18 protein-coding genes are annotated in these 16,424 nt (G+C 64.0%); 7 read left to right on the forward strand and 11 right to left on the reverse strand.

From position 1 onward, the window contains the following. Positions 1–60 precede the first annotated feature (60 nt). From SADO_RS06580 to SADO_RS06590, 3 genes are all read right to left on the reverse strand, one after another. Positions 61–804 (reverse strand): TorF family putative porin, encoded by a 744-nt coding sequence (locus SADO_RS06580; protein ID WP_353110281.1) that lies wholly within the window; start codon positions 802–804, stop codon positions 61–63. Positions 805–1,035: 231 nt separating this feature from the next. After that, on the reverse strand, positions 1,036–2,553 hold the full coding sequence (locus SADO_RS06585) for a YifB family Mg chelatase-like AAA ATPase (RefSeq protein ID WP_353110283.1): 1,518 nt from the start codon (positions 2,551–2,553) through the stop codon (positions 1,036–1,038). A 6-nt stretch (positions 2,554–2,559) separates the two neighbouring features. Further along, a complete protein-coding gene (locus SADO_RS06590) occupies positions 2,560–2,799 on the reverse strand; it encodes an accessory factor UbiK family protein (RefSeq protein WP_353110285.1) in 240 nt (79 codons plus the stop codon). A 268-nt stretch (positions 2,800–3,067) separates the two neighbouring features. On the opposite strand from SADO_RS06590, the gene glnK reads away from it, so the two are divergent. The 5 genes from glnK to SADO_RS06615 all read left to right on the forward strand — a co-directional run bounded on the left by glnK (position 3,068) and on the right by SADO_RS06615 (position 6,776). After that, positions 3,068–3,406: a P-II family nitrogen regulator gene (gene glnK / locus SADO_RS06595; RefSeq protein WP_209058774.1), complete on the forward strand. Its 339-nt coding sequence runs from the start codon at positions 3,068–3,070 to the stop codon at positions 3,404–3,406. Positions 3,407–3,450: 44 nt separating this feature from the next. Next, a complete protein-coding gene (locus tag SADO_RS06600) occupies positions 3,451–4,737 on the forward strand; it encodes an ammonium transporter (protein WP_353110288.1) in 1,287 nt (428 codons plus the stop codon). Positions 4,738–5,004: 267 nt separating this feature from the next. Next, entirely contained in the window at positions 5,005–5,343 is a 339-nt protein-coding gene (locus SADO_RS06605) for a P-II family nitrogen regulator (protein ID WP_353110289.1), read from the forward strand. Between the two features lie 3 nt (positions 5,344–5,346). Further along, a complete protein-coding gene (locus SADO_RS06610; protein WP_353110290.1) occupies positions 5,347–5,988 on the forward strand; it encodes an ABC transporter ATP-binding protein in 642 nt (213 codons plus the stop codon). Continuing rightward, positions 5,979–6,776 (forward strand): ABC transporter permease, encoded by a 798-nt coding sequence (locus SADO_RS06615; protein WP_353110292.1) that lies wholly within the window; start codon positions 5,979–5,981, stop codon positions 6,774–6,776. The genes SADO_RS06610 and SADO_RS06615 overlap by 10 nt, the downstream gene beginning before the upstream one ends. 21 nt (positions 6,777–6,797) lie before the next feature. On the opposite strand, the gene SADO_RS06620 is transcribed toward SADO_RS06615, so the two are convergent. The 6 genes from SADO_RS06620 to ppk1 form a co-directional block, all read right to left on the reverse strand. Further along, positions 6,798–7,988, reverse strand: a complete 1,191-nt coding sequence (locus SADO_RS06620; RefSeq protein WP_353110294.1) for a phospholipase D-like domain-containing protein — start codon at positions 7,986–7,988, stop codon at positions 6,798–6,800. Next, a complete protein-coding gene (locus SADO_RS06625) occupies positions 7,985–9,082 on the reverse strand; it encodes a TIGR04283 family arsenosugar biosynthesis glycosyltransferase (RefSeq protein ID WP_353110960.1) in 1,098 nt (365 codons plus the stop codon). Before SADO_RS06625 ends, SADO_RS06620 begins: the two co-directional genes overlap by 4 nt. Further along, complete coding sequence (locus SADO_RS06630) at positions 9,037–10,053, reverse strand: hydrolase (protein WP_353110295.1); 1,017 nt, start codon at positions 10,051–10,053, stop codon at positions 9,037–9,039. Before SADO_RS06630 ends, SADO_RS06625 begins: the two co-directional genes overlap by 46 nt. Positions 10,054–10,123: 70 nt before the next feature. After that, positions 10,124–10,831, reverse strand: coding sequence for a monofunctional biosynthetic peptidoglycan transglycosylase (gene mtgA, locus SADO_RS06635; RefSeq protein WP_353110297.1), 708 nt, complete (start codon positions 10,829–10,831; stop codon positions 10,124–10,126). Then, positions 10,828–11,847, reverse strand: coding sequence for a lipid-binding SYLF domain-containing protein (locus SADO_RS06640; RefSeq protein ID WP_353110299.1), 1,020 nt, complete (start codon positions 11,845–11,847; stop codon positions 10,828–10,830). The genes mtgA and SADO_RS06640 overlap by 4 nt, the downstream gene beginning before the upstream one ends. 112 nt (positions 11,848–11,959) lie before the next feature. Next, on the reverse strand, positions 11,960–14,050 hold the full coding sequence (gene ppk1 / locus SADO_RS06645; protein ID WP_353110301.1) for a polyphosphate kinase 1: 2,091 nt from the start codon (positions 14,048–14,050) through the stop codon (positions 11,960–11,962). A 74-nt stretch (positions 14,051–14,124) separates the two neighbouring features. On the opposite strand from ppk1, the gene SADO_RS06650 reads away from it, so the two are divergent. After that, positions 14,125–14,958, forward strand: a complete 834-nt coding sequence (locus SADO_RS06650; RefSeq protein WP_353110304.1) for a PhzF family phenazine biosynthesis protein — start codon at positions 14,125–14,127, stop codon at positions 14,956–14,958. After that, positions 14,955–15,326 (forward strand): DUF423 domain-containing protein, encoded by a 372-nt coding sequence (locus SADO_RS06655; protein WP_353110306.1) that lies wholly within the window; start codon positions 14,955–14,957, stop codon positions 15,324–15,326. The genes SADO_RS06650 and SADO_RS06655 overlap by 4 nt, the downstream gene beginning before the upstream one ends. Here SADO_RS06655 and SADO_RS06660 read toward each other — a convergent pair. Next, positions 15,323–15,784 (reverse strand): peroxiredoxin, encoded by a 462-nt coding sequence (locus tag SADO_RS06660; protein WP_353110308.1) that lies wholly within the window; start codon positions 15,782–15,784, stop codon positions 15,323–15,325. The genes SADO_RS06655 and SADO_RS06660 overlap by 4 nt on opposite strands. Before the next feature lie 73 nt (positions 15,785–15,857). Next, positions 15,858–16,334 carry a DUF4112 domain-containing protein gene (locus SADO_RS06665; RefSeq protein ID WP_353110309.1) on the reverse strand — a complete coding sequence of 159 codons (477 nt, stop codon included), beginning with the start codon at positions 16,332–16,334 and terminating at the stop codon, positions 15,858–15,860. Between the last annotated feature and the right edge of the window lie 90 nt (positions 16,335–16,424).

Raw genomic sequence — 16,424 nt, forward strand, 5'->3', positions numbered from 1 at the left:
CAGACATAAAAAAGCCGGCCCCGAAGGGCCGGCCGGTGCAATCTCCCGCGGGCGGGTGATTTAGAACGACTTGGCGACCGTGCCTACCGCGGTGGCGCCACACAGGTTGTCGCCGCCGAAGCATTCGTCGTAGCTCAGATCGGTATCGACATAGGCAACCGACCAGTCGAGACCGAACATGGACGTGCCAAGCGAGATCGACCAATCGGCGTAGTCGGGCGTACCAAACGCTTCGTTATCGTCGATCGTCTGATAGCCGGCATGAAGCCCCAGGGCCAGATAATCCGTCAGCGGTACGTCGACCGTGCCGTTGTAGTAGAAGGCATCGCCGGACTCACCGAAGAAGTCGTCGCTATAGGACACGCTCAGGCCCGCGGACAGCGTTTCGCCGCTATAGCTGATGCCCGGCGTGAATTCCCAGTAATCGATCTCGGGCTGGTTACCCGCAGTGCTTGCACCGGGATAGTAGAAGTACAGCGTGTTGAAATCGAAGGAAAGCGTATCGGTTATATCGAATCCGTAGCCCGCATAGAAGTCGAGCTCGGCCTGCGCACCGCCGTCGCCATCGATCGGGTTCGAGCTGAAGCCGTCGACGTTCGACGCCCAGGTACCGATGTAGACACCGGAATCCCATGCATAGTCGAAGCCGCCCTGGAGGGCGAAGTCGCGATCCGTTTGCGAGATGCCGCGGAAACGGTAGTCGGTGGTGAACGCGACGTTTGCACTGGCTTCTGCCGCGATGGCGCCAACGCTGGCCATGGTCATGACAGCCGCCGTCGAGGCGATTAGAAGTTGCTTCTTCATCTTTGGTATTGCTCCCTTTGCAAAAATTCTCGGCTTGAGAAACCCCCAACTCGGGCCATGGCCGTAAGCGGGACAGCGGCGTTAATGCATCAGGCGTGCCAAAGCTTACCCAGCCAGCGTTTGAAAGGCGCTGGAGGCAGGGTCATGACAAAGGGAAGAACGTGCTCAGGAGAAGGATCGGCGCGTTGAAGCAAGCGCTTGGGCGATTGCCTACGCCTTTGTTGCAGAAGATTAAATAGCAGAAGCGCGATCGAGCTGGCGATAACCAATGGCCTCGGCGACATGCGCCGGGGTTATCTGATCCGCCCCACCAAGGTCGGCGATAGTCCGGGCCACGCGAAGCACACGATGATAGGCACGCGCCGACAGGCCCAGACGGGCAATCGCCTGCTCCAGAAGCGTGCGCGCACCGTTTTCGAGCGGGCAGTGCCGGTCGATCTCGGCGGGCGACAAGGTCGCATTGCTGGCATGCCCACGGCTCATGGCTTTCGACCGCGCAGCCACCGCTCGACCTCGCACGACGGTACTGGACTCCGCGTCCGAGTGATCTGCACTGCCCATGAGCACGTCGCGGGCTACCGCTGCGACATTGAGATGCATGTCGATCCGATCGAGCAGCGGGCCGGATATCCGGCCGCGATAGCGCTCGATACGTTCCGGCGTGCAGTGGCAACGCCCGGAAGGATCGCCCAGATAGCCGCAGGGACAGGGATTCATCGCCGCGATGAGCTGGAAAGCAGCCGGAAACTCAGCCTGGCGCGCCGCACGCGAGATGACGATATGGCCGGATTCGAGGGGCTCGCGCAGTACCTCGAGCACGCTCCGATCGAACTCCGGCAGTTCATCCAGAAACAGCACGCCGTTATGGGCCAGCGTGATCTCGCCTGGGCGCGGCGTAGAGCCACCGCCGACGAGCGCCACGCCGGATGCGGTGTGATGTGGCGCCCGGAATGGCCGCTGGCCCCAGTCTTCCGGCTTGAAGCCACCCGCCGAAATGGAGGCAACGGCTGCGACCTGCATCGCCTGTTCGCTGGTCATCTCCGGCAGCAGGCCCGGCAATCGCGATGCCAGCATGGTTTTGCCCGCCCCGGGCGGACCGATCAACAGCAGGGAATGGCCTCCCGCCGCGGCGATCTCCAGTGCTCGCTTGGCCTGGTGCTGGCCGCGGACGTCGGCAAGATCTGCAGTGCCGATTCGCGAAGCGCTCGTTGCAGGCGTGGGGGTCGTCCACCCGACATCATCACCCGCGAGGCTGGTCGTCACCTCGCCGAGATGGGTCGCCGCGCGTACGCCATCGGAATCGGCAAGCGCGGCTTCGGGCCCGTTCTCTTCGGGCACCACGAGTTCTCGTCCGGCCTTCGTCGCGGCCAGCGCTGCCGGTAATGCACCACGTACGCGCCGCAGCGCACCGGACAGCGATAGCTCGCCGAGAAACTCGTAGCGCGAAAGCGCTTCGCCCGGGATCTGGCCCGATGCCGCGAGGATACCTAGTGCGATCGCAAGATCGAACCGGCCGCCCTCTTTTGGCAGATCGGCCGGTGCGAGATTGACGGTGATCCGCCGGGTCGGAAACTGGTAACCGCTGTTGACGATCGCCGCGCGCACGCGATCCTTGCTTTCCTTGACCTCGGTCTCGGGCAGGCCAACGATCGCCAGCGCCGGCAAGCCGCCGGCCAGATCCACTTCTACCGCAACCGCGGGCGCATCCAGCCCGGTCTGGGCGCGGCTGTATACCGTCGCCAGAGCCATCCCGCGCTAGGCGTTGCGTTCGGCCTCGAGCGCAGCGACCTGGCGCTCCAGCGTGTCGAGCTTGCCCCGCGTATGCGCGAGCATCTCGCGGGCGGCTTCGAACTCTTCGCGGGGCACTAGATCGAGCTTGGCCAACTGGCTCTGCAGGATCGCCCGGAAATTGGCGTGGATCTCTTCGCGTAGCGGCGCGACCTGCGGCGGCAGGGCCTGTGACAGGCGGGCCGCGATGTCTTCTATCGAACGCATGGCTGCTGGGGTCAACCTCGATGACTCAAAGACACAGCATGACGGTTGCGTGTCGATCAGGCAAAAGGTGTTCGCACCAAAATGGTGCAGCGCCATTTTTGCGCGTTCGGCGCCGATTCCCGGACACAGCTAAATTGGCGTAACTCCATGATTTTTTTGTGTTGGCACGGTGAGTGCTTAGACCCGTTCGCAATCTCTCGCTTGCACGTCCCGAATGCTTGAATGCGAGGCAACGGGGTGCTGATAACGCATGACAGGAGCACGTCATATGAAATTAATCGCAGCCGTAATCAAGCCGTTCAAGCTCGATGAGGTCCGCGAAGCGCTTTCCGAGGTCGGGGTGCAGGGCATCACCGTTACCGAGGTCAAGGGCTTTGGTCGTCAGAAAGGCCATACGGAACTCTACCGCGGGGCCGAATACGTGGTCGATTTCCTTCCCAAGGTGAAGATCGAAGTGGCGATCGAAGAGCCGGAGCTCGAAGCCGCGGTGGAGGCGATCTCCAAGGCGGCCCATACCGGCAAGATCGGCGACGGCAAGATCTTCGTCACCGAGCTGGAACAGGCCATCCGTATCCGTACCGGCGAGACCGGCAAGGACGCGCTCTAGGCAGCGGCGTCGCCCGTCTAAAATTTCGAGGGAAATAACAAGTCATGGAAAACAATATCTTCGAGTTGCAATACGCAATCGATACCTTCTACTTTCTGGTCTGCGGGGCACTGGTCATGTGGATGGCCGCCGGCTTCTCCATGCTGGAGGGCGGCCTCGTTCGTGCCAAGAACACGACCGAAATCCTGACCAAGAACATCGCGCTTTATTCGATCTCCTGCATCATGTACATGATCTGTGGCTACATGATCATGTACGACGGTGGCCTGTTCCTCGCCGGCATCTCCGGCGGCGACAACGTCGTCCAGGATGCGCTTGCAGCGTCGGCCGAGGCCGGCTTCGACGGCGGCTCGGTCTATGCCGACGCGTCGGATTTCTTCTTCCAGGTCGTGTTCGTGGCGACCGCCATGTCTGTGGTCTCGGGTGCCGTGGCCGAACGCATGAAACTGTGGGCATTCCTTGCCTTCGCAGTGGTCATGACCGGCTTCATCTATCCGATGGAAGGCTCCTGGACCTGGAACGGCGATTCCGTGTTCGGCCTGTTCGTGCTGGGCGACCTCGGCTTCTCGGACTTCGCCGGTTCCGGCATCGTGCATATGGCGGGCGCCTCGGCGGCCTTGGCCGGCGTGCTGCTGCTCGGCCCGCGTAAAGGCAAGTTCCGCGCGGACGGAAGCGTCGGCGCCATCCCGGGTGCCAACCTGCCGCTGGCCGCACTCGGCACGCTGATCCTCTGGATGGGCTGGTTCGGCTTCAACGGCGGCTCGGTGCTCAAGCTGGGTGATATCGCCAGCGCCAACTCCGTGGCCATGGTGTTCCTCAACACCAACACGGCGGCGGCCGGTGGCCTGGTCGCTGCGCTGCTGCTTGCTCGTGTCATGTTCGGCAAGGGCGACCTCACCATGGCGCTCAACGGCGCGCTGGCCGGCCTGGTGGTGATCACCGCCGAGCCCTCCACCCCGACCCCGCTCGTCGCCACGCTGTTCGGCGCGGCCGGCGGCATCCTGGTGGTGTTCTCGATCGTGTTCCTCGACAAGATCAAGATCGACGATCCGGTCGGTGCCATTTCGGTCCATGGTGTCTGCGGCTTGCTCGGCCTGATGGTCGTGCCGCTGACCAATACCGACGTGACCTTCTCCGGACAGGCGATCGGTGCGCTCACGATCTTTGTCTGGGTGTTCGCGACCAGCTTCATCGTCTGGGGCATCCTCAAAGCCGTGTTCGGCATCCGGGTCTCGGAAGAAGAGGAAGTCGAGGGCGTGGACCTCGGCGAGTGCGGCATGGAAGCCTATCCGGAGTTCACCTCCGGCGGCAGCCGCCGCTCCGGCGCCTGATACCGGCGACGGTATTCACGGCAACCAGAGGCCCCGGAAACGGGGCCTCTTTTTTTGTGTCCGCCACACGGGCGTGCCCACGTCGATTCTTCTCAAGGAGCCGGAAGCCACGAAGGGGCTGCGCGTCGGCATCGAGAATGAACAGGTCGGTCTCGATATTCACGAGCACGAACAGCGCGGCTATGATCTGTAAACGAGTGAATCCACTCCGGTTGCAACAGGTCAGCTGTTAGACTCGGTGCTATCAAGAACGAGGAGTTCATCACAATGAAAATGGTTACCGCAGTCATCAAACCGTTCCGTCTGGACGATGTCCGCGAAGCGCTGGCCGAGGTCGGCGTGCACGGCACGACGATGACCGAGGTCAAGGGCTTTGGCCGCCAGAAGGGCCATACCGAGCTCTATCGCGGCGCCGAATACGCAGTGGACTTCCTACCCAAGGTGAAGCTGGAGGTCGCGGTCGCAGACGACCGCGTCGACGCCGTGGTCGAGGCGATCATCGACGCGGCCAAGACCGGCCAGATCGGTGACGGCAAGATCTTCGTGCATACCCTCGAACAAGTGGTTCGTATCCGTACCGGCGAGACCGATCGCGACGCCATCTAGCAGGTGAACCGCCAGCGCGTAGCCGGCGCCACGGCGGCGCCGCGCTTCGAAGCCGAGGCCCTGGCCATCGCTGCGATTGGCCCGATCGACTTCACCTTGGCCGCTGGCGACTGTCTCGGCCTTGCCGCGCCTTCGGGCGCCGGCAAGACCCGGCTATTGCGTGCCATGGCCGATCTCGACGCCCACGCCGGCAGCTGCCGGCTGGACGGACACCCCGCCGAAGTGTTTTCTGCGCCCGACTGGCGGCGCCGTGTGATGTTCCTCCCTGCCGAATCGGCTTGGTGGTTCGACACCCCTCGCCCCCATATCCGACCTGATCGACTGGCCGCGCGCCTAGCCGCGCTCGATCTCGATACGCGTCTGCTCGATCAGCCGATTGAACGAATCTCCTCCGGGCAACGACAACGCCTGGCGCTGATCCGCCTGCTGAGCTACAACCCGGATGTGCTCCTGCTCGACGAGCCCACTGCGAATCTCGATGGCCCCAATATCGAGCGCGTGGAAGCACTCATCGACGAATACCGGCAACAGAACGACGCCTGCTGCATCTGGGTCGGCCACGACCGCGGACAACTCGAGCGTGTCGCCACGCAGCATCTCGTTCTCGATGCCGCAGGCAAACCCACAGATACGCCGTGCAGCTGATCTCCCTGTCATTTTTCGATCTCGGGCTGGCCGCTATCGCGGTGCTCGCGCTCGCCGGCACCGCGTTTGCCATGCGCCTGGGCGTTACTCGCACGCTCCTGATCGCGGCACTGCGAACGACCGCCCAGCTGGCGCTGGTCGGCCTGGTCCTCGAAGCCGTGTTCGCCCAGCGCCAGCTGATCTGGATCGCGCTCATGGCATTCGTCATGCTGTTGCTCGCCGGGCGCGAGGCCGCGGCACGTCAGAAACGACCGTTCGCCGGCGGCTACGGTTTCGCCGCCGGCACGGCGTCGATGTTCCTGTCGTCGTTCGTGACCGCAGTCGCGACGCTGCTGATCGTGATCCGGGTCGAGCCCTGGTATACGCCGCAGTACGCGATTCCGCTACTCGGCATGCTGCTCGGCAACACCATGACCGGCATCGCACTGGCCATGGACCGTCTGACCCAGGAAGTCTGGCGCGGCGCCACGGTCATCGAGACGCGCCTGGCGCTGGGCGCAACCGCCGCCGAAGCCATCGCCGACATGCGCCGGGATGCCATGCGCGCGGGCATGATCCCCATGCTCAACGCCATGGCCGCGGCCGGCATCATCAGCCTGCCGGGCATGATGACCGGCCAGATCCTGGCCGGCAGTCCGCCATGGGAAGCGGTCAAGTATCAGATATTGATCATGTTCCTGATCGCTACCGGGACCGGGTTCGGCACCCTGCTGGCCGTCTCGCTCGGCGCCCGGCGGCTGTTCGACGATCGCCACCGGCTGCGCCTGGACCGGCTGCGCCCGGTCTAATCGCCTGTCGGCCTGGCGGCCTCAGGCCTGTGGGCTGAGCATCCGCCCGAGGTATTCCTTGCAGCGCTGCCACAGCCCGCGCGCCTGCCATTCCTGCAACGTAACCTTGTGGCAACGCTCACGATCGTCGTCAAAATCCGCGCCCAGCGCAGCGATTGTCGGCGCATGAATGATCGAGATCGCAATCTCGTCATCCTTGCCCATCGATCGATGGTTGAAGTTCGCCGAGCCGGTCACCGCGACCGCGTCGTCGACCAGCAAGATCTTGGCGTGCAGCATCGTCGGCTGGTAGCGGTAGAGCTTCACGCCGGCCTCGAGCAGCGGCCCGTAGGCGTCTTCACCGGCGATCCGCGCCACGCGTGAGTCGGTATGTGGCCCGGGCATGAGCACTTCGATCTCCACGCCGCGCTTTGCCGCTTCGCAGAGCATCTCGATCGTGGCCGTGTCCGGCACGAAGTATCCGGTGGTGATCCGCAGGCGCTTCTGGGCCAGCGTGATGACCAGCCGGAACAGCGTCGCGATATCGCTGTAGTTCACCGCCGCGGACGTACGCAGTACCTGGATCAGCGCGGCATCTTCGTCGATCTCTGCCGCCGGAGCGGTCATCGTCCAGCGATCTTCGAAACCGCGCCGGCCGGCCTCGACCCAGTTCGACAGGAACGCGCCGCGCAAGCCATCGATAGCCGGGCCGGTGAGGCGGAAATGCGTCTCGCGCCATTCTCTCGGGTTACGGGCATCACCGTCCCATTCCGCAGCGATGCCGACACCGCCGGTGAACCCGATGCGGTTGTCCACGATGAGGATCTTGCGATGGGTGCGGTTATCGACCTGCCAGAAGCGCCAGCGCTTGACCGGCCGAAACCAGGCGACTTCCGCGCCGGCTGCTTCCAACTCCTGGAGCACCGATTCCGGCATGCTGTGAGCGCCGAAGCTGTCGAGCAGAATACGGACCCGGACCCCGGCCCGTGCCCGCTCGGCCAGGGTATGACCGAACCGTTCGGCGACATCGCCCTGCCAGTAGATGAAAGTGAGGAAATCGATGGATTCTTCGGCCATCTCGATGGCCTCGATCATCGACGGGAAGATGCGCACACCGTTGACCAGTCGCTCAACATGGTTGCCGTCGGTGAACGGAATACCGAGCGTGCCCTCCATGGCGCGGCGGTATGCAGCAGTATCGGGCCGGTCACCGGCAGCGTTGGGTGCGGTCATGGCGAAACTGACGAATGGTTTTCGCGCAGCCTACACCACAGCTGCAACGGCCCGAAGACCAGCGCCAACAGGATGATCATCAGCAGCGCCTGGCCGGGCCGATGCTGAATGAAGCGCCAGAGAACACGATCATGCAGCCGCGTGCCAAGACGCCGGCCGCGACCGGCGACGGGCTCCAGAAGCACATCGATGGCAAAGAAAAGCTGCCAGCTCTGCGCCAGGGTGATACCGGCGATTCGCCAGGCAATCCACAGGCCCGGCCTGAAGCCACATTCACGCCAGAGGCGACGCAGCAATCGGAAGTACGGCATCAGCAACAAGCGGCCGGTATCGCGCTGGCGCGCATAGACGCCGGGCGCGCGATCGAAGAACGCCGAGACGCCCGCGATATGCATGGCCATGATCAGTGACATCAACAGATAGCGCGCGCCCTCGCCTTCCCGCTCGAAACGCCGGGCCGAGGTCGCTAGACGATGCGGGCAAAGCCGCCACGCGCCCGCGCGCTCGATGGCCGAGGCCATGCGCTGATCTTCGAGAAACGGCAGACGCGTATCGAAACCGCCGAGTTCGTCGAAAAAACCCGCCGACAGCAAAAGCCCCTGATCGCCGTTGATCGTATAGCGACGATTGGTCGCGCTCTTGGCTTGCATATGGCGATAGAAGCAGCGCCGCCCGCCGGAGTGGCGCACGAAGCGCAGCGCGAAATGGCCGGCCACCCGTGCATCGCCAGCGGCTTCGAGATGCGCGACCGCATCGGCGAGCTGGCGCGGATGCGTGAGCCGGCTGTCGGCATGCAGAAAACACAGCCAGTCGCCGCCCGCTCTGGCGGCACCCGCATTCATCTGCGTACCGCGGCCCGGCGCGCTTTCGACGACTTCGGCGCCGTGGCTTGCGGCCACGGCGGGTGTGTCGTCGCTGGAGCCGCCGTCTGCGACGATGATCTGCAAGTCAGCGCCCTCCTGGGCGTGCAGATCAGCCAGCAGCGCGGTCAGTGCGAGCGCTTCGTCGATCGCCGGAATGACGACACTGATCGAGATCGTGTCGATGATCAGCCGGCTTCCTGCGCCTCTCGCGCAGACGCGGGAGCTTCGAATCCGTGCAGACGATCACGCAGCCAGGCTGGAATCCGTTGCTCGAGCCAGTACACCGGCACCCCGTAACGCCCGCCGCTCACAAAACCCACATGGCCACCATGGCGCGAGACTTCGAGACGCACCGCGGCCGACAGCATGCTTTCGTCGGGGATGATGTCCGGCGCCATGAACGGGTCGTCCTCCGCGTGGATCACCAGCGTGGGCGTACGGATATGCTTGAGAAACGGGCCGCTGCTCGAGCGCGCGTAGTAATCCTCGGCATCCCTGAACCCGTTCAGTGGCGCGGTGATGGCGTTATCGAAAGCGAAGAAGCTGCGCAGCTCGCGCAGGTCCGGGCGCGGCTCCGGCGCCTCGATGACCTTGAACTTGTTCTCGTAGGCCTCGCGCAGGCCGTTGATCAGATGCGCCTGATAGAAGCGCGACAGGCCTTCCTGAATCGCCTCGGCGCAGCGCTTGAGATCGTAAGGCACGGACACCGCCGTGGCACAGGTCAGCGCCGATTCGCGACCCTGCTCGCCGAGATACTTGAGCAGGACGTTGCCGCCCAGCGAATAGCCGACCGCGGCCAGTGCAGCACGCGGAAATCGCGCCCGCACATGCGAAACCACGGTGTGTAGGTCTTCGGTATCGCCGGAATGGTAGCTGCGCGGCAGCCGGTTGGGCTCGGCCGCACCTCGAAAATGCAGCAGCACGCCACGCGCGCCGTGGGCATCGGCCTGGCGCAGCAATCCACGCGCGTACTTGGATTCGAGCGAGCCGTTCAGCCCATGCAGGACGATGACGACGGGCGCATCGTCGTCCAACCCGCGCTCGGGCAGCCACGACAGATCGAGAAAATCACCGTCCTCGAGTTCCAGGCGTTCGCGCTCGACCTCCAGCGGCGGCGAAGGCCGTAGCTTGGAGGCGAATACGGTCTGCGCATGAGCATTGCGCAGCCAGATTGCGGGTTCGAAATCGCTACGAGTCAGCATGACGAGAGCCTGGCCGGCCACTATTCAAAACAAATGACGATTCGCGTGCATCATACATCAGACTGGTCGACTATCTGCCGAGCATCGGCCTGAGATAGCCGTTGCCGAGTTGGCGCATCTGGCGAAGAATCCAGGCCGACTGCCCCTGGACATAAGGCCCGGGCGAGGCGGCACTGTATTTCACCGGATTGGGCAACACCGCGGCCAGCCGTGCGCATTGGCCTTCGCTGAGCTGGCTGGCCTGGACCCCGAACAGGCGATCCGCAGCCGCACCCACGCCGAATACCCGCTCGCCGAACTGGGCGATATTGAGATACACCTCGATGATGCGCCGCTTGGGCCACAGCACCTCGATCCAGACCGTCAGATAGGCTTCGATCGCCTTGCGGACATAGCTCTTGGCCGGCCACAGAAAGAGGTTCTTGGCGGTCTGCTGACTGATCGTGCTCGCCCCGCGGATGGTACCGCCCTGGGCGTTGTCGGCCAGTGCGTCACCAATCGCGGCCCAGACAAAACCGTGATGCTTGGGAAAGGTCTGATCCTCGGCGGAAACCGCGGCCAGCGGCATGCAGGCGGCGATGGAATCCAGATCGGCCCAACGATAAAAGATCGTCGGGCCGTTGTCGGCCTGTTCGGTCTGGAAGTGCGCCCGCACCATATAGGCGGAGACGGGCGGGTCGACCCAGCGCATGAGCAGAATGAGCACTGCCGGCGCGAGCAGAATCACGCCGGCAGCAATCAGGACATAGCGAAAGGGTCGTCTAAAAAGAAATCTCAATAGTTGCTGTTGGCACCGCTACCGTAGTCGCCGCTACCGCTCCCCTGCGTATTGCTGGCGCCGCCCTGGCCGCTGGCGCCGTTGCCTTGGTTGCCCTGATTATAGTCGTAGCTGTTGTCGTTCGAGCTGCCCTGGTCGTAGCCCGCACCGGCATTGCCGTTGTTGTCGGCCGCGTCATAGTTGCCCTGCTGGACCTCTACACCGCTGCGACCATCATAGGGCACGGCCTGGCCGCGTGCGCTGTCGCCGCTCTGGTAGCCGTTGCTGTTGGCGTTACCGCTGTCTTCCATCTTCGTGCCTTCGGTCGCTGCCTCGCGGTCGAAGTCGCTCGAAGCGGGCATGTAGCGATCCAGCGTGTAGATGAACTTCTGACCGGCCTGGGGCATCTTGGATTCGTCGCCATCACGCAGGATGGTGTAGGCATCGATGCCGGCCTTGTCGTAGAACAGCCAGTTGGCTTCGCGATCGATGCTGATCTTGCCGCCTTCCAGCGACACGCCGGCAAACAGACCACGAGCACGCGAATAGGAATAGACCTCGGCATCGAAACCGAGATTGGTGGAGGCGCCCGCACTACGACCGACCGGGCCGGCAGCGACTGCCGCGTCTGCGCCCAGGTTGATCTGGCCACTGGCGATCTTGTCGATGCTGCGCTGCGTCTTGAACACCAGGATGATGTCGGACGAAGATGCGCCGATCTGCCAGCCGATGGAGCCGCCGGTCAACGAGATGAACGTCGGATTGGACCAGCTGCCGTCCTTGGTACGCACGGTCAGTACGCCCTTGCCGTGACGGCCGCCGACCACGAAGCCGGCCTTGAACACGCTCGGGATCACGGCAATACCGTAAGCCTTGCCCAGCAGTGCCGGCGGGATCGCGTTCTCGGGAATATCGACGAACTGGCTTACCACGGTGGTGGCATCGTCGAGCTTCTGCTGCTGCTCGTTCGCCGCCAGTGCGCTGGTGCTGCTCAGCATCGCCACGGCTACGAACAACGCCGTCATCCATTGTCTCATCTGTGCTTCCCCTGCCTGGAGATTTGGGCCGGCCATGCCGGCGTGAATCGGTGTTACTGCGCGATCAGACCGCCGCGACAACCGCAGGTTCACACGTGTTGCGCGACGCTTATCAGCCCGGCCCCTCCATGAGACGCTTCTGCGCGGCGAGCTCGGCCTCGTCGTCCGCTCGCTGCGCTCTTTCATAGCGCCCGTCACTGCCGAGCAGCCAGGCCTGACTGTTGTCCGACAGATACAGCGCCAGCTCGCGCCGGACCCGATCATATAACGGTGCCGCGGTCACGGGAAAGCAGGTCTCAACGCGCCGGAAGAAATTGCGGTCCATCCAGTCAGCGCTTGCCAGATAGACCTCCGGCGTGTCGTCGTTGACGAAATGGAACACACGCGTGTGCTCCAGAAAACGTCCCACCACCGACCGCACACGGATGTTGTCCGACACCCCGGGCACGCCGGGCCGAAGACAACAGACACCGCGCACGATCAGATCGATCGACACACCGGCCTGCGAAGCCGCATAGAGCGCGCGTATGACCTGGGGTTCCACCAGCGAGTTCATCTTGGCGATGATTCCGGCAGGCCGCCCGGCCTCGGCGTTCTCGGCTTCGCGGGCAATCTTGTCAAGAATGGCCGAATGCAGCCTGAACGGCGCATCGAGCAGACGTGCCAGCCCCGAGACCTTGCCGAGGCTGGTCAGCTGCAGAAACATCTCGTGCACGTCGTTGCCCAGGTGCTCGTCGCAGGAGAACAGGCCGTAATCGGTATACAAACGCGCGGTCTTGGGATGGTAGTTGCCGGTACCCAGATGCACGTAGTTGTGGAGCCCGTCGGCCTCGCGGCGCACGATAAGGGTCATCTTGGCGTGGGTCTTGTAGCCGACCACGCCGTAGACCACATGTGCGCCCGCCGCCTGCAGACGATTGGCCAGTTCGATGTTGTCGGCCTCGTCGAAGCGCGCGCGCAGTTCGACCACCACAGTGACTTCCTTGCCGGCCCGCGCGGCCTCGACCAGCGCATCCACCACCGCGGAGTTCGGGCCGGTGCGATAGAGCGTCTGCTTGATCGCGAGCACGGCCGTGTCCGCCGCGGCGCGACGTACGAAATCGATCACCGGCAGGAACGAGTCGAACGGGTGATGCAGCAGCACGTCCGAGGCACGGATTTCGGCGAACAGGTCGCCGCTCGGGCCGAGCTCGCTGGGCAGGCGCGGCGAGAAGGCCGGGTATTTGAGATCCGGCCGATCGACCGTATCCAGCAGCGACATCAACCGATTGACGTTGACCGGCCCATCGACCTGGAACAGATCCTCGCGCGAAAGCAGGAAGCGGTCGAGCAGGTAGTTCGACAGTGACGTCGGGCAGTTATGGGCCACCTCCAGACGTACGCAGTCGCCATAGCGACGCGACGGCAGCTCGCCTTCGACCGCACGCAGCAGATCGTCGACCTCTTCCTCGTCGACGAACAGATCCGAATTGCGGGTCACCCGGAACTGGTAGCAGCCGCGCGTGCGCATGCTGGGGAACAGATCGCCGACATGCTGATGGATGATCGACGACAGGAACACGAAATCATGCGGCCCGCTGCCGGTTTCCTCAGCCGGCAGCTGGATCACGCGCGGCAGCGCGCGCGGCGCCTGCACCACCGCATAGTCGATCTTGCGCCCGAACGCATCGGTGCCGTCGAGCGAGACGATGAAGTTCAACGACTTGTTGAGAATGCGCGGAAACGGATGCGCCGGATCGAGCCCCAAGGGGCTGATCACCGGCAGCAGCTCTTCTTCGAAGAAATTCGCCAGCCAGGCGCGCTGTTCCGGCTTCCATTCCGCGCGGCGCAGAAAACGGATGCCTTCCTCCTGCAGCGCCGGAATCAGTTCGTCGTTGAGCGTGCTGTACTGTTTTTCCACCAGCGCATGCGCTCGCGCGCTGATCGTGCGCAGCACCTCGCTCGGGGTACGGTTGTCCGCCTCGGTGGGCGAATTCACCAGCTCGGCCTTCTGTTTGAGGCCGGCCACGCGCACCTCGAAGAACTCGTCGAGATTGGTCGACGAGATACACAGAAACTTGAGCCGTTCGAGCAGCGGCACGCGGGTATCGCGACCCTGTTCGAGCACCCGATCGTTGAATTCGAGCAGCGAAAGCTCGCGATTGATGAAAAGATCGGGCGCGTCTAGCGGGCGTTCACCGGAGTCGTTCAAGATCGCACTCATGCAGGATTATCGGGGCCCGTTGCAGGCACGGCAGAAAATGGGCTCTACGGATAGCAACAGCAGATGACAATTCCATGACAGACCAACCGCTGCAACTCGACGCCTATCATATCGATGCCTTTGCCGATCGGGCGTTTACCGGCAACCCGGCAGCCGTGGTGCTGCTCGACGCCTGGCTGGACGATGCGATGCTGGCAGCCATTGCCGCAGAGCACAATCTGGCCGAGACGGCCTTCATCGTGCCCGGCGCCGGGATCCACGAACTGCGTTGGTTCACCCCCACCTGCGAAGTGGAACTGTGTGGCCATGCCACGCTGGCCAGCGCCCATGTACTGCTGCATTGTCGCGACGGCTTTTCCGCGCCGTTACGCTTTGCCACCCGCCACGCGGGCGAACTCGGCGTCGACGAGCACGATGGCATGCTCTGGCTGAATTTCCCGGCTCGCCCGGCTGAACCGGTCGCAAGCGCACCGCCCGATGTCGCCGCCGCTTTGAATGCGGCGCCACAGGCCTGGCGCGTGGGCGTGAATCATCTCGCCGTATTCGACGATGCCGGCACAGTCGCCGCGCTCACACCGGACATGCGGGCACTCAAGGCGTGCGGCGACGCGGACAATCGTGGCGTGATTGCGACCGCGCCTGCGGACGACGGGGTGCACGACTTCGTATCGCGCTATTTCGCACCCGCCCACGGCGTGGACGAAGATCCGGTCACCGGTTCGGCTCATTGCACGCTCGCGCCCTACTGGGGCGAGCGCCTGGGCCGGCGCGAACTTGTCGGCCGCCAGATCTCGCAGCGCGGCGGCACCGTGCGCTGCCGGCTGGAGGGCGAGCGCGTGCATCTGGGCGGCCGCGCCGTACGCTATGCCGAAAGCCGCATCTTCATCGATCAGGAAACTCGCTCATGACTCAATTCGCGCTGGCCGCCGGCAGCATCTACGGCCTAATCGGCGTGCTGCTGGGTGCCTTCGGCGCCCATGCGTTGTCCTCGAGACTCAGCGCCGACATGCAGGCGATCTGGCATACCGCCGTGCAATACCAGTTCTATCACGCGTTCGCATTGCTGGCGGTCGGCGTGCTTGCCCGTCAAGGGCTAGCCGGCGCGAGTCTGGCCACGGCCACGATCTGCTTCGCTCTGGGGACGCTGATCTTTTCCGGCAGTCTTTATGTACTCGCCTTGTCCGGCGTGCGTTGGCTGGGTGCGATCACGCCTTTCGGCGGCGCGCTGCTGATCGTTGCATGGATCGCCCTGCTGCTGGCTGTCGTTCGCAGCTAGGGCAGCGCTTTCAGCGTGGCCAGGGCCCTGTCGACATGTCGGCCCGCGGCCAGCTGGGCCTGATAACGCAGACGCACGATCCCATCGCGGTCGATGACGAACGTCACCCGATTGCCCAGTACACCGAGCGCGCGCCCCACGCCGAAGGCTTTCGACAGCGCGCCGTCGCGGTCGGACACCAGCGCGAAGTCGAGACCGTGCTTCTCGGCAAAAGCGCGATGGCTGGCGTCGTCATCGGCGCTGATGCCAATCACGTCGGCGTCGAGTTCGTTGAACGCCTCGAGCTGATCGCGAAAGCTGCAGGCCTGCCGCGTGCAGACCGGCGTTTCGTCGCGCGGATAGAAATAAATCACCGCCGGGCGCGTGCCGATGAGCGCAGCAGTATCGATACGCCGGCCGTCGTGGGCATCGCGTTCGATCGCGGGCGCGCGATCGCCGGTATCGGGGGAATGGGCCACGTTGACAGTCCTTATGTTCGAGAGTCTATGAACCGGCGCGCATTCGCTGCCGGGCGCGCCGCCTGCGGCGATGCTAGCCAAACATGGCGCGCCAGAGCACGACCGTGACGATGAACGCGCCGGCCAGCCCCAGGCTGATCCCCACGGCCCCGCCCCAGCGCGGTTTTCTGACTTCCGCCTCGGTGACCTGCTCCAGCCACTTGCGCAGCACACGCTCGTTGCGGCGATTGGCTTTCCAGAACATGTCGAAGAGGTCGCCTGCGACCGGCACCAGCCCCACCACGAAGTCCAGCCCGGCGTTCGCGCCCATGCGCATCCAGACCCGGCGCGGCGCGCCCAGGCGCAGCGCTTCGATCACCAGCATGCTCGACAGGCCGGCGCCGACCAGGTCGCCCGCGAAGGGCACGAGCCCGGCCACGCCGTCGATACCGACGCGCTTGTTGATTACCGGAATACGAAAGGCATCGTCCAGCCACCAGGCGATCCGGTCGATACGGCTCAGGCTGGCCTGGCGCTTGGCCAGTAGTGAAGACGAGACGTCGTCGCTCATTTGTGGATAATGCGGCCTCGATATTTGTCGCCCATTGTATGCCGATTCTTTCGTCGATCGCGGCCCGGGCCTGTTTCATGGGCCGAGGAA

This window comes from Salinisphaera dokdonensis CL-ES53, from assembly GCF_040361215.1.
Taxonomy (GTDB): Bacteria; Pseudomonadota; Gammaproteobacteria; order Nevskiales; family Salinisphaeraceae; genus Salinisphaera; species Salinisphaera dokdonensis.

What these genes read in the sequence shown, in the direction of transcription:
- SADO_RS06580 (WP_353110281.1), bottom strand. Translation starts at nt 804, where the DNA reads ATGAAGAAGCAACTTCTAATCGCCTCGACGGCGGCTGTCATGACCATG.
- SADO_RS06585 (WP_353110283.1), bottom strand. Translation starts at nt 2,553, where the DNA reads ATGGCTCTGGCGACGGTATACAGCCGCGCCCAGACCGGGCTGGATGCG.
- SADO_RS06590 (WP_353110285.1), bottom strand. Translation starts at nt 2,799, where the DNA reads ATGCGTTCGATAGAAGACATCGCGGCCCGCCTGTCACAGGCCCTGCCG.
- glnK (WP_209058774.1), top strand. Translation starts at nt 3,068, where the DNA reads ATGAAATTAATCGCAGCCGTAATCAAGCCGTTCAAGCTCGATGAGGTC.
- SADO_RS06600 (WP_353110288.1), top strand. Translation starts at nt 3,451, where the DNA reads ATGGAAAACAATATCTTCGAGTTGCAATACGCAATCGATACCTTCTAC.
- SADO_RS06605 (WP_353110289.1), top strand. Translation starts at nt 5,005, where the DNA reads ATGAAAATGGTTACCGCAGTCATCAAACCGTTCCGTCTGGACGATGTC.
- SADO_RS06620 (WP_353110294.1), bottom strand. Translation starts at nt 7,988, where the DNA reads ATGACCGCACCCAACGCTGCCGGTGACCGGCCCGATACTGCTGCATAC.
- SADO_RS06630 (WP_353110295.1), bottom strand. Translation starts at nt 10,053, where the DNA reads ATGCTGACTCGTAGCGATTTCGAACCCGCAATCTGGCTGCGCAATGCT.
- SADO_RS06640 (WP_353110299.1), bottom strand. Translation starts at nt 11,847, where the DNA reads ATGAGACAATGGATGACGGCGTTGTTCGTAGCCGTGGCGATGCTGAGC.
- ppk1 (WP_353110301.1), bottom strand. Translation starts at nt 14,050, where the DNA reads ATGAGTGCGATCTTGAACGACTCCGGTGAACGCCCGCTAGACGCGCCC.
- SADO_RS06650 (WP_353110304.1), top strand. Translation starts at nt 14,125, where the DNA reads ATGACAGACCAACCGCTGCAACTCGACGCCTATCATATCGATGCCTTT.
- SADO_RS06655 (WP_353110306.1), top strand. Translation starts at nt 14,955, where the DNA reads ATGACTCAATTCGCGCTGGCCGCCGGCAGCATCTACGGCCTAATCGGC.
- SADO_RS06665 (WP_353110309.1), bottom strand. Translation starts at nt 16,334, where the DNA reads ATGAGCGACGACGTCTCGTCTTCACTACTGGCCAAGCGCCAGGCCAGC.